An 11,878-nucleotide genomic window follows, 5' to 3' on the forward strand; every position below is an offset into this window, starting at 1 on the left:
ACGAAGTGGTTTTGCGATAATAGCGGTAGGCATTGAAGAAAGTAGGAGGTCCTGACCATGAAATTCCAACGGATTTGTTTAATCGTGCTTGACAGCGTCGGGATCGGAGAGCTCCCGGACGCCCCGCGGTTCGGAGATGCCGGCGCCCATACGCTGGGGCATATAGCGCAGCGCGTGCCGGCCTTGAAGCTTCCCCACCTGCAGCGGCTGGGGCTGGGCAACATCGCTCCCTTGGAAGGCATCGAACCGGCGGACAAGCCCGATGGCTGCTACGGGAAGATGGCCGAGGTTTCAGTCGGCAAAGATACGATGACCGGCCATTGGGAGATCATGGGGCTGAAGGTCGAGATTCCTTTCAACGTTTTTCCGGACGGTTTCCCGCGGGAGCTGATTGAGCGCTTTGAGAGCGAGACAGGACGCAAGGTGATCGGCAACAAACCCGCTTCCGGCACGGAGATCCTGGACGAGCTGGGCGAGGAGCAGATGAGGACCGGAGCATGGATCGTATACACATCAGCCGACAGCGTCTTTCAATTGGCCGCCCATGAAGAGGTCATCCCCTTGGAGGAGCTGTACCGGGCCTGCGAAATTGCCCGCAGGCTGACGCTGGAGGAGCCTTATGCGGTCGGCCGCGTGATCGCGCGCCCGTATACGGGGGAGCCCGGCGCTTTTAAGCGGACGCCGAACCGGCACGATTATGCGGTCAAGCCTCCGGCGGAGACGGTGATGAACCGGCTGAAGGATGCGGGCCTGGACAGCATCGCTATCGGCAAGATCGGCGATATTTACTCGGGCGAGGGCGTTACGCACAGCACTCCGACGAAAAGCAATCGGGACGGCATCGAGCGTACGATTGACGAGCTTGGCAAGCCGTTTCACGGGCTGCTTTTCACCAACCTGGTTGATTTCGATTCCTTGTACGGGCATCGCCGCGATCCGGAAGGCTATGCGTCCGCGTTGAACGAGTTCGATGAATGGCTGCCTCGCATCATGGAAAGGATAGGTCCGGACGATCTGCTGATTTTGACGGCGGATCATGGCAATGATCCGATTCATCCCGGCACCGATCATACGCGCGAATATGTGCCGCTGCTCGTCCACAGCCCTGCGCTTCAGCAGCGCGGGTCGCTTGGAGTAAGAGGCACATTTGCCGATATAGGCGCTACGGTTGCGGATAATTTCGGCGTGCCCGGGACCGGCAACGGACAGAGCTTTTTGGCGGAGCTGCGCTGACGGCTTGGCGGTTACGCCTTATAGAAGATGCAAGTTACATAAAGAAGGGAGACGAGAGCATATGGATCAAGTTGAGGCGCCATTGCTTAGCCAAATTAAAGAAGCGGCTGGTTTTATAAGAGAGAGGTATCCGGTTAAGCCTGAGATTGCCCTTATACTGGGCTCCGGACTCGGCATATTGGCCGATCTGGTGGAAGATGCGGTTACGATTCCGTATGAGGAGATTCCGAACTTCCCGGTGTCCACGGTCGAGGGGCATGCAGGCGAGCTGCTGCTCGGCACGGTTGCCGGCCGTCATGTGCTGTTGATGAAAGGCCGCTTTCATATGTACGAAGGATACGGGGTTGAGACCGTGTCCTTCCCGGTCCGTGTGATGAAGGAGCTTGGCGTAGAGAAGCTGCTGGTAACCAATGCGGCGGGCGGCGTCAATACGGCGTACAAGCCGGGCGATTTGATGGTGATTCGCGATCATATCAATTTTACTTTCCGCAATCCGCTGATCGGACCCAACTTCGGAGAGCTGGGCGTGCGTTTCCCCGATATGTCGGAGGCTTACAGCCGCAGACTCCGTGAAGTGGCGCACCGCGTAGCCAAAGAGCAAGGGCTTGACCTCCAGGAAGGCGTTTATTTCGGGCTGCTGGGTCCCTCCTACGAGACCCCGGCGGAGATCCGGATGATCCGCACTTTGGGCGGAGACGCGGTCGGCATGTCCACCGTCGCCGAAGTGCTGGTCGCCCGGCATGCCGGGATCGAGGTGCTGGGCTTCTCCTGCATCAGCAACATGGCGGCGGGCATACTGGATCAGCCGTTGTCCCATGAAGAAGTTATCGAAACGACGGATCGGGTGAAGCAAACCTTCCTTAAGCTGATCGTCGGCATCATTCCGAGCATGTGACCTACGTTTGGTTCGGATACAATTTGAAGGGAGCGACGGATATGAGCGTGGAACATAGTTATGTTCAGCATATTCAAGAAGCGGCTCAATGGATCAGCGACCAAATTGACAGGCGTCCTTTGCACATTGGCATGGTGTTAGGCTCCGGGCTGGGCGATCTGGCGCATCAGGTCGAACATCCGGTCATCATCCCGTATGATCGGGTGCCTCACTTCCCGGTGTCTACCGTAGAAGGACATGCCGGACAGTTCGTCATCGGCGAACTGGAAGGGAAATCGGTTATCGTCATGCAGGGCAGGTTTCATTATTACGAAGGTTATTCGATGAAGAAGGTTGTTTTCCCCATCTATGTGATGAAGCAGCTGGGGGTGCAATCGCTCATCATCACCAACGCCGCGGGCGGCATGAATCCCGCCTTCGCCGCGGGTGACCTGATGCTGATCGAGGATCATCTGAACATGACCGGCGATAACCCGCTGATCGGGCTGCATCATCCCGAGCTGGGCGTTCGCTTTCCCGATATGTCGCAGTCTTACAGCCGCGCCTACCGGGAGATGGCAAAGAGCGTGGCCGAGCGGATGGGGCAGGAGCGGGGCGAACCGATCCGGCTGCAATCGGGCGTTTATGCGGGCATCTCGGGCCCGAACTATTTGCCGCCGGCGGAGCTGACGATGCTCGCCAAGCTTGGAGGGGACGCGATCGGCATGTCGACGGTCGGCGAGGTGATCGCCGCCAGCCACGCGGGATTGAAGGTTCTGGGCATCTCCTGCATAACCGACATGGCGATCGGCGAGCAGCTTGAGCCGCTGACCCATGAACAGGTGGTAGCGGTGGCGAATCGGACGAAGCCGGTGTTTATTGAGCTGGTGAAGCGGTTCGTAGCCGAAGTTGAAGTCTGATTGACGCGCTATGAGCGGCGATTCGCAGATTGCTGCGGCCCATTCTAAAGACTGCTTTTTATCGATGACTCTCGTCGATAAGAAGCAGTTTTTTTGAAATCCAAAAATGTGTAAGCTTCAGGCCGGCTGATTGTTCGATTTCATGGTGGTAAAAGTACGGCTTTATAAGAAGTCTAAAGCGATTTTCCCGGGCGCCGCTGCCAGGCTTGCCGTATTGCCAAAAAAATGCCCGCGCGCCTGAAGCGGTCAGGGCGTGGGCGGCAAAATTAGTTCGACTTCTTGGACCCTTTATCGCTGTTGCGAGTCGTGGTGTTCTGATTGCCGTGACCTTGCTGTTTGTTGGACATCGTCTGGCACCTCCTCGGATTGGGCTGCTAGTTACAGCTGCAAGCTTGCTGTCGGCGGTAAGCGCCACCGATAGTATGCGTCTACGCCACACGCTTATGCGCAAGCGCGGCGGGTAAGAAAAACCTGGACATCGGCCAGATCCCCGAAGATCTCCGCTTACGACTCCATGCTCCTTCGGGAGGACCTTGTTTTCTCCAAAAAAAAGTTAGGCAAGGCCCAGAACGCTATATCGAAAGCATGAATATCATGATACAATTGGGTAAAAAGAACTATACATTCATGCCTGATATAGGCCCTGTGAATGAGTTTTTCCGGAAAGGTGTGGCCAGCCATGACGATGCTTAAGGTCGCGAATTGTCCATCATGCGGTCAAGTATTTCAGAAAAATTTACGCAACCTGTGTCAAGGCTGCCAACGAGCCGTAGATGCCGATTTCACGGCATGCTCCGACTATTTGCGCAAGGCTCATAAGGCGACCACCTCGGAGCTTAGCGAAGCAACGGGCGTTTCGCTCCGGCAGATCCATGCTTTTATTAAAGAAAACAAGCTGCCGGCTACGTTTTACCCGGGCTTGACGTATCCGTGCAGCAGCTGCGGAGCGGGAGTCCGCAAGGGACATCTGTGTACGAGCTGCAGCGTTCGGCTGACTGCGGAGATCCGGCAGATGAGGGACAAAGAGGAAAAGGCGAAGGAGAGGGGAGCGGGCTTTCAGATCCGGGACCGACTTTCCTATTGACCGCCGGAGGAGACGGCCAGTCCTTGCACGCGCAGGGGCTGGCCTTTGTACTTTGTTGTTGGCATCGTTTTATGCTAAAATAGCTTTGGACTTGGACAAGCAACCCGGAATTTGACGATTTTGTCACAAATCTTTCACGGGAATGTCCCAAATAGGCATGTGTAAAACCATCAGTATTATGTACAATAAACCTATGTGTCTAACGGCAAACAAGTAAGGGGGGAATACCTATGCAAAAGTGGATCATGTTTTCACTGTTCATCGTCGCCTGTCTCCTCGGTACGGGAGTGTTGTTCCAGAACATCTCGGCTCGGCAAGCGGAAATGGCGAAGGAAGAAGCGGCCGGTCCTACTTTGAAATTCGTTGCTTCGAACTACAAGTTCGATCAAGCGGAATATAAAGTAAAAGCCGGGGAAAAAATGACGGTTTCCTTGCAGAACAAGGAAGGCCTTCATGCGATGGAAATTGTCGGAACAAGCGTAAAGCTCGACAATAACACGAAGTCGATGGAATTCACATTCGACAAACCGGGTGAATACGAAGTGCATTGCTCGCTGCCTTGCGGCCCGGGACATGCGGAGATGAAAACAAAGCTGATCGTGGAGTAAGGAAGAACACGTCCGGCTGCCATACCAGTAACCGAGAAGGAGGTCTGCGCTTAGCGCCGGGCTTCCTTTTCTTTTGGCCGAGATAAGCATATAATACAAGGAATCATGTCTATAGAGAGGTTGATTCCTATGCGGACAGTGGATCTTATCCATAAAAAAAGAAACGGCGGCGAGCTCTCCCGGGAGGAAATCGCCTGGCTGATCGACGGCTATGTGAAGGGGGCGATCCCGGATTACCAGGTATCCGCTTGGGCGATGGCGATTTATTTTCAAGGGATGAGCGCGCGGGAGACGGCGGATCTGACAATGGCGATGGCCGCTTCGGGCGACCAGGTCGATCTGAGCGCGATTCCGGGCGTCAAGGTGGACAAGCACAGCACAGGCGGCGTCGGCGATACGACTACGCTGATCGTGGCTCCCTTGGTTGCGGCTGCGGGCGTGCCGGTGGCCAAGATGTCAGGCAGGGGGCTCGGGCATACGGGCGGCACGGTAGACAAGCTGGAGGCGGTTCCGGGCTTCCAGGTCGAACGATCCAAGGAGCAGTTTCTGCAGCAGGTACGGGACATCGGTATCGCAGTGGTCGGCCAATCCGGCAATTTGACGCCTGCCGACAAGAAGCTGTACGGGCTGCGGGATGTGACGGGGACGGTGGACTCGATCCCGCTGATTGCCAGCTCCATCATGAGCAAGAAGATTGCGTCCGGGGCGGACCGGATCGTGCTCGATGTCAAGACGGGCAAGGGAGCGTTCATGAAGACGCTGGACGATGCGGTGGCGCTTGCGCAAGCGATGGTCGGTATCGGCACCGAGGTCGGCCGTGAGACGGTGGCAGTCATCACGAATATGGACGAACCGCTTGGACCTTCGATCGGGAACGCCTTGGAAGTGAAGGAGGCTTTGGACACGCTCCGCGGAGAAGGGCCGGCCGAGCTGACGGAGCTTTGCCTGGAGCTTGCCGCGCATATGGTGTTTCTCGGAGGTTTGACGGATTCATACGATGGAGCATTGGGACGGGTAACGGAGCTGCTGAGAAGCGGCGCGGCGCTGGACAAATTCCGGCAATTCATCGAGGCCCAGGAAGGCGACGGCAGGGTTGTGGCCGATCCGGACCGTCTTCCGCAGGCGGCCTTCCGGATCGAAGTCCCCGCGCCGCAGGATGGTTATGTCGCCGAGATTGACGCCGAATCGCTCGGTGTGACGGCGATGCTGCTGGGCGCCGGCCGGGCTACCAAGGAAGACCGGATCGATCTGGCCGTCGGACTTAAGCTCGCCAGACGGGTCGGCGACCGGGTCCAGGCCGGGGAGCCGCTCGCGGTGTTATATACGAACCGCAACGAGCCCTCCGAGACGGAAAGCATGATCGGGCGCACGGTAGCGGCGTTCAAGTTCGCAAGCCAGCCGGTGGAGAGGCTGAAGCTGATGTATGCCGTCATAAGCAAGGAAGGAGTCCGTTACCTTTAAGAGTAGCCGAACTGCTTCGCAAGCCCAGTTGTCCACCGGTTGCCCTAATCGCCCTAATCGCCCGCAGGAGCTGCCTGCCGGGCGATTTTTTGTTTGTCCTAATTATTCTCCGGGAAAACGAACCGTTGCGTCTGCCTGTTGGTCTTATTAACAACCGAACAAGGAGGTGGAACGCAAGCGTGAACGATTTGGAATTATTTCAAGCTTACCGGAAGGACGTCTACTACTTATGTTACTATCTGGTGCACAATGCGGCGGACGCCGAGGATCTGTGCCAGGAAACGTTCGTCCGGGCGCTCCAGGCGGACAGAAGCGGCGTTGAGCGGCTTAAGCCGTGGCTGCTCCGTATTGCGGCCAATCTGTGCAGCAGTCATGGCGAACGCCGCAAGAAGGGCATGTGGAAGGAAATGGCCTCTTTCCTGCAGCAGCCGAGACTAACGCATGAGGCGGCCGACGAATCCGTTCTGCGAGGCGAGGGAGAACTTGAACTTGCGCGCATGCTCGGCAGACTGCCTGCCAAAATGCAGAAAGTGCTTACGCTCAGATATGTGAATGAGCTGTCGCTGCCGGAAATTGCCGAGTGCCTGGATATCCCGCTCGGTACGGTCAAGTCCAGGATGAACAAAGGCATGCAGCTGATGCGTAAACAGTTGACAACGGAAACAGCCGGCAAATGGAAAGGGGATGAATGTCTTGACTAACTTAAAGGATTGGTATGTGGAGGAGCTGGCCCGCAAGGAGCGTCCGAAGCTTCCTGATTTTGATGCGATGTGGGAAAGGATTCAAGCGCGTGTGGAGGCATCCGGAGCTGGAGATGATACAGCGCAGCAGCCTGCGTTTGCCACTCCTGCCCGTCGCAGCGTCCGCAAACGCATGCGGCTTCTGCCCGCAGCGGCAGCTATTTCGACGCTGCTGATCGCGGCTCCTGTGGTGGCGGGGGTAACGGTAGGCTGGCCCGAGCTGTTCGGTCGTTTGGGCGTTACGACGGCGTTCAACAGCGGGTTCGGCAATCCGCTGAAAATCACGATGGAGAACGAAGGTGTGACCGTGGGGCTGCATGGGGTCGTGACCGATGACAACCGTCTGGATGTGCTGTTCTCCGCCACAGTTCCGGATATGCCCGACCATGACTATGTTACGTTTAAAACAGCTACATTGACCGATGAAAAAGGCAGGACTGGCGAACTGCAAAGTCTGATTCGCCCGGGTGAGGAGAAGGGGCAGCTGAGCGGACTGCTGGAGACGGAAAATACCCTCGGGTGGGGGAACAACAGTCTGGTTCTGACGCTGGGCGATCTGAGTTTCTACCGGTATACCGATAATCCGCTGCAAGTGTCGCCAAGCCGGCTTCGCCCGGGGCAAACGCTCGCTACAGGCACGCCGTATGGCTCTATCGCGATTACCTCGGTAGAACGGAACGGTGAGACGGTCAGCGTCCGCTATGAGATTCCCGTCAGTCCGCAGGCGACTGGCCAGTCTCATCCTCATTTGTTCCTGAAAATGGGGGAACGGCGCCTCACTTCATCCTATGCGGCTGTCCTTCCAACCGATAAGCCGGACATTCAGTTCAGCCAGGCCAACTTCCAGTTGACGGAGGAGGAATGGGAGCAAGCGTCACTTCACTTCTCTTACCTGGAGAACATTCGCACGATCAAAGGCACTTGGGGTGGCGCTACTTTTGAGGTCAATGACGCCAAGGCCAGAGAAGCGACGTATCGCAAGAAGCTGGACTCAACCATCCAGGAGGACAACATATCGATGAAGCTGAAGGCGCTGACTGTCACTCCTTTGCAGATCCGGATCGATTATGAGGAAGAACGCGGCAAGCCTGATTTTACGCAATACGATTACCGCGTTAAGAAGCTGCAGGTTGGCGAGCGGGTTATCGAGGGAGGCCTCTGGCATGACGACAAGTCGGGCTGGCATCTTCGCTTCGAATCGCCGGAATGGTACAAGGATTGGTCGAATGTTCCGATGAAGCTGCTGTTGTCGGAGCTCGTCGTTCAAAAGCGTTCTACCGATCTGTGGATGCCGCTGGAACAAATCGATGAGAGCCGCCGGACGATCGAGCAGACGGTGGACGGCTTCCCCGTAACTTTCACCTACTATCGGCAGGGAGACGACCTGGTCGTGGAATCCGAGTCGCCGGATGACCGGTTCCGGGGGATCTCGCAGACAGCGGTCAACCAGGGAGGCGAGCGGATATATCCGCCCATCGAACCGATGCCGCCGGGGGGCAACGGGACGAATCGCCGGATTCAAACCTATCCGGGACTGCTGGCGAAGAAGGGCGCGATCGAGCTTAGTCCGGGCTTCTACAGCTACCGGGAACCGGACATTACCAAGGAAATATCGTTGCAGTAACTAAAAGCGGGACCAGGACCGGGCGAACAGCCCGGTTTTTTTGAAGTTATAGCGTCTCTCGCCAAGCATCTGATCCGGCTTCAAAGCGAAATCCACCCTTTACGGGGCTATTTTGCGTGGTTCCGAATATTTCCCTCCAAAAAGGTCAACAATGATTACCAGCACTTTCATTAACTAGAAATCCTTCAGGAGGGGTAGAACAGGTGAAGATCAAACCGTGGTTCAGATTAGGAATCAGTGTCCTGCTGATGCTGACACTCGTCATGCCGACGGCTCAAGCCGAGGAAAAGCCGGCTGCCGAGAAGCCGGCCGAGCAGCAGGTGGACTTGGCGCCGGGCGCGACTTCCGCAGTTGTGATGGACGTGGATACGGGCACGCTGATCGTCGATAAAAACAAGGATGCCAGGCTCCCGCCGGCGAGCATTACGAAGGTCATGACGATGCTGCTGATCATGGAAGCGATCGACCAGGGCAAGCTGAAAATGGATGAGATGGTGCGTACAAGCGAATATGCCGCATCCATGGGCGGTTCGCAAATTTTCCTGGAGCCGGGCGAGGAGATGACGGTTCAGGATATGCTCAAAGGCATTGCGATGGCGTCAGGCAATGACGCATCCGTTGCCATGGCCGAGAAGATCGGCGGCTCGGAGCAGGCTTTCGTAGCGATGATGAATGAGCGCGCCAAGCAGCTCGGAATGAAGAATACGAACTTCGTCAATCCGAATGGACTGCCTGCCGATAATCACTATTCCTCGGCTTACGATATCGCGCTGATGAGCCAGGAGCTGCTCAAGCATGAGGAAATCACCCAGTTCACCGGCCAGTACCAGGATTATTTGCGCAAGGACACGCCCAAGCCGTTCTGGCTTGTCAACACAAATAAGCTGGTGCGCTTCTATACGGGAGCGGACGGGCTAAAAACCGGCTATACGAGCGAAGCGAAGTTCTGCCTTACGGCGACGGCCAAGCGGGATAATCTGCGGGTAATCTCCGTCGTAATGGGCGAGCCGGATACGAAGACGCGGAATGCGGAGGTCACGAAGCTGTTCGACTACGCCTTCTCCCAATATACGAATCTGCCCATCTACAAAACGGGCGATGCGATCGGCGAAATGAAGATCGGCAAGGGGGAAACGCCGGTTGTTCCGCTGACGGCCAAGCACTCGTACTCCCTGCTGCTCAAAAAAGGCGATGCGGCCGACGGAGTCCGTCATGAGGTCCAGCTGGATCCCGATCTGAAGGCCCCTGTCGCCGTCGGCCAGCCCATTGGCAAAATCGTCGTTTACAAGGGCGATCAGGTGCTGAAGGAATTCGTCCTCGAGTCGCCGGTGGAAGTCACCAAGGCCGGATGGTGGACATTGACGAAGCGTACGGCCAAGCGACTGTTTTTCTTCGATTGACTTCTTGAATGTCCCCGCAGCAGGAACTATCCGGCTTCGCGGGGATTTTCCATACCTTTCGGAAGCTGCGGCCTCGCGAGAGCCGGCCCCGCTTGCGGTTTCTGTCGCTTTACTACTAGTTCTGGCGCATTTCTTCTAGTTTTGTCGGGGGGGAAGGAAAAGCTTTCCTGCTTGTAGAAACAGTGATCATGAACCGGAGGGAGTGAACAGCGTGAGCTTACAAATCGAGTTGGAGCATTACCGCAATGCGCTTATCGTCAGGCTTCAGGGGGAGCTGGACCATCATACGGCCGACGCCGTCAAGACTCGCATGGAAGAAGCGATTCTTAGAGGACACAGCACTCACATTATTCTCAGCCTGAAGCAGCTCAGCTTTATGGACAGCTCAGGGCTTGGCGTGATTCTCGGACGCTACAAGCAGATTACCGGCCGCGGAGGCAAGATGGTCGTATGCGACGTGAATCCATCGGTATATCGGCTCTTCGAGATGTCGGGTCTGTTCAAGATTTTATCCATCCAAGACAATGAGAGACAAGCGATTCAAAGTTTGGAGGTCGTATCATGAGTGAACGCAATTTTATGAAGCTGCAATTCGCCAGCCGCTCTGAGAACGAATCGTTTGCGCGCGTGACGGTCGCCGCATTCGTCTCCCAGCTGGACCCGACGCTTGACGAGCTGACCGATATCAAGACCGTTGTTTCCGAGGCGGTGACGAATTCGATTATCCACGGCTACGATAACAATCCTGAAGGCGTCGTTACGATATCTGCGGAGATAGATGGAGATACGGTGTTTATATCCGTCGAGGATCAAGGCGGGGGCATCGAGGATCTGGATCTGGCCAAGCAGCCGTTGTACACCTCCAAGCCGGAGCTGGAGCGCTCGGGAATGGGCTTCACGATCATGGAGAACTTTATGGATGAAGTGGAAGTAACAAGCGAACTGGGCGCCGGAACATCAATCCGAATGAAGAAGCGAATCGAGTCGAAAAAAGCTTTATTTAATTAGGGGCTGAGGTCAATGGATGTGGACTTGAAACATGCTTCGCACAGTTATCTGGACGATACCGAAGTCAAGCGGTTGATCGCGCTCAGCCAATCCGGCGATGCGCTCGCGCGGGAAACGCTTGTCCATTGCAATATCCGGCTCGTATGGTCAGTGGTGCAGCGCTTCCTGAACCGGGGCTACGAGGCGGAGGATTTGTTCCAGATCGGCTGCATCGGCTTGCTGAAGTCAGTTGACAAATTCGATCTGTCCTATGATGTCAAATTCTCGACTTATGCGGTGCCGATGATTATCGGCGAAATTCAACGCTTCCTTCGGGATGACGGCACGCTTAAGGTCAGCCGGTCGCTTAAGGAGCTGGCCAATAAAATCCGCAAAACGAAGGATGAGCTGGCAAGACGCCACGGTCGGCTGCCTACGATCAAGGAAGTCGCGGAGGAGCTTGGGATTACGCCGGAGGATGTGGTTTTCGCCCAGGAGGCGAACAAACCTCTGTCCTCGATTCACGAGACCGTTTTCGAGAATGACGGCGATCCGATTACGCTGATGGATCAGATCGCAGATGACGGCCAGGAGAAATGGTTTGACAAGCTCGCATTGAATGAAGCGATCGGCTCGCTCAGCGAGCGTGAACGGCTGATCGTCTATCTGCGGTATTTCCGCGACCAGACGCAATCGGAGGTAGCCAGCCGTCTCGGGATATCCCAGGTGCAGGTATCGCGGCTGGAGAAGAAAATTTTGCTGTCCATTAAAAATCAGATCGCCCAATAACGCGATGTTTGCACCAATCGAACCCGAAAAGGGAGCGGCCGTCCGGCCGCTCCCTTTTCGGGTTTTGTGCCTCTTTCAGCTGTTGTATTAAAATGCCTTGCGGCTGCTCTTATTATTCACGACAACCGGCCTCAAATTTTCCCATCCGCGGTGGACGA

At 56.0% G+C, this 11,878-nt stretch carries 12 protein-coding genes; all 12 read left to right on the top strand.

Features of this window, described 5'->3' with window-relative positions:
- Positions 1–57 precede the first annotated feature (57 nt).
- The 12 genes from BLR08_RS04210 to sigF all read left to right on the top strand — a co-directional run bounded on the left by BLR08_RS04210 (position 58) and on the right by sigF (position 11,720).
- Positions 58–1,233, top strand: coding sequence for a phosphopentomutase (locus tag BLR08_RS04210; RefSeq protein WP_072327734.1), 1,176 nt, complete (start codon positions 58–60; stop codon positions 1,231–1,233).
- A 61-nt stretch (positions 1,234–1,294) separates the two neighbouring features.
- Positions 1,295–2,128, top strand: coding sequence for a purine-nucleoside phosphorylase (locus tag BLR08_RS04215; RefSeq protein ID WP_072327733.1), 834 nt, complete (start codon positions 1,295–1,297; stop codon positions 2,126–2,128).
- 47 nt (positions 2,129–2,175) lie between these two features.
- On the top strand, positions 2,176–3,027 hold the full coding sequence (locus tag BLR08_RS04220; protein WP_072327814.1) for a purine-nucleoside phosphorylase: 852 nt from the start codon (positions 2,176–2,178) through the stop codon (positions 3,025–3,027).
- A 679-nt stretch (positions 3,028–3,706) separates the two neighbouring features.
- A complete protein-coding gene (locus BLR08_RS04225) occupies positions 3,707–4,111 on the top strand; it encodes a flagellar protein (RefSeq protein WP_072327732.1) in 405 nt (134 codons plus the stop codon).
- Between the two features lie 230 nt (positions 4,112–4,341).
- The gene (locus BLR08_RS04230; RefSeq protein ID WP_072327731.1) at positions 4,342–4,719 is read left to right on the top strand and encodes a cupredoxin domain-containing protein; all 378 of its coding nucleotides are present in this window, start codon (positions 4,342–4,344) and stop codon (positions 4,717–4,719) included.
- 129 nt (positions 4,720–4,848) lie between these two features.
- Entirely contained in the window at positions 4,849–6,180 is a 1,332-nt protein-coding gene (locus BLR08_RS04235) for a pyrimidine-nucleoside phosphorylase (RefSeq protein WP_072327730.1), read from the top strand.
- 179 nt (positions 6,181–6,359) lie between these two features.
- Entirely contained in the window at positions 6,360–6,881 is a 522-nt protein-coding gene (locus BLR08_RS04240; RefSeq protein ID WP_072327729.1) for an RNA polymerase sigma factor, read from the top strand.
- Positions 6,874–8,544 carry a DUF4179 domain-containing protein gene (locus BLR08_RS04245; protein ID WP_083536610.1) on the top strand — a complete coding sequence of 557 codons (1,671 nt, stop codon included), beginning with the start codon at positions 6,874–6,876 and terminating at the stop codon, positions 8,542–8,544. Before BLR08_RS04240 ends, BLR08_RS04245 begins: the two co-directional genes overlap by 8 nt.
- Positions 8,545–8,807: 263 nt before the next feature.
- Positions 8,808–9,944: a D-alanyl-D-alanine carboxypeptidase family protein gene (locus BLR08_RS04250; protein WP_256257363.1), complete on the top strand. Its 1,137-nt coding sequence runs from the start codon at positions 8,808–8,810 to the stop codon at positions 9,942–9,944.
- 211 nt (positions 9,945–10,155) lie between these two features.
- Complete coding sequence (gene spoIIAA, locus BLR08_RS04255; RefSeq protein ID WP_072327727.1) at positions 10,156–10,509, top strand: anti-sigma F factor antagonist; 354 nt, start codon at positions 10,156–10,158, stop codon at positions 10,507–10,509.
- On the top strand, positions 10,506–10,952 hold the full coding sequence (gene spoIIAB, locus BLR08_RS04260; protein ID WP_072327726.1) for an anti-sigma F factor: 447 nt from the start codon (positions 10,506–10,508) through the stop codon (positions 10,950–10,952). The genes spoIIAA and spoIIAB overlap by 4 nt, the downstream gene beginning before the upstream one ends.
- Positions 10,953–10,964: 12 nt before the next feature.
- Positions 10,965–11,720 (top strand): RNA polymerase sporulation sigma factor SigF, encoded by a 756-nt coding sequence (gene sigF / locus BLR08_RS04265; protein WP_072327725.1) that lies wholly within the window; start codon positions 10,965–10,967, stop codon positions 11,718–11,720.
- Positions 11,721–11,878 lie beyond the last annotated feature (158 nt).

The organism is Paenibacillus sp. cl123, assembly GCF_900101595.1.
Lineage (GTDB): Bacteria > Bacillota > Bacilli > Paenibacillales > NBRC-103111 > Paenibacillus_G.

Coding starts and splice junctions, on each gene's coding strand:
- sigF (WP_072327725.1), top strand. CDS start 10,965: ATGGATGTGGACTTGAAACATGCTTCGCACAGTTATCTGGACGATACC.
- BLR08_RS04250 (WP_256257363.1), top strand. CDS start 8,808: ATGCCGACGGCTCAAGCCGAGGAAAAGCCGGCTGCCGAGAAGCCGGCC.
- spoIIAB (WP_072327726.1), top strand. CDS start 10,506: ATGAGTGAACGCAATTTTATGAAGCTGCAATTCGCCAGCCGCTCTGAG.
- BLR08_RS04230 (WP_072327731.1), top strand. CDS start 4,342: ATGCAAAAGTGGATCATGTTTTCACTGTTCATCGTCGCCTGTCTCCTC.
- BLR08_RS04235 (WP_072327730.1), top strand. CDS start 4,849: ATGCGGACAGTGGATCTTATCCATAAAAAAAGAAACGGCGGCGAGCTC.
- BLR08_RS04225 (WP_072327732.1), top strand. CDS start 3,707: ATGACGATGCTTAAGGTCGCGAATTGTCCATCATGCGGTCAAGTATTT.
- BLR08_RS04210 (WP_072327734.1), top strand. CDS start 58: ATGAAATTCCAACGGATTTGTTTAATCGTGCTTGACAGCGTCGGGATC.
- BLR08_RS04215 (WP_072327733.1), top strand. CDS start 1,295: ATGGATCAAGTTGAGGCGCCATTGCTTAGCCAAATTAAAGAAGCGGCT.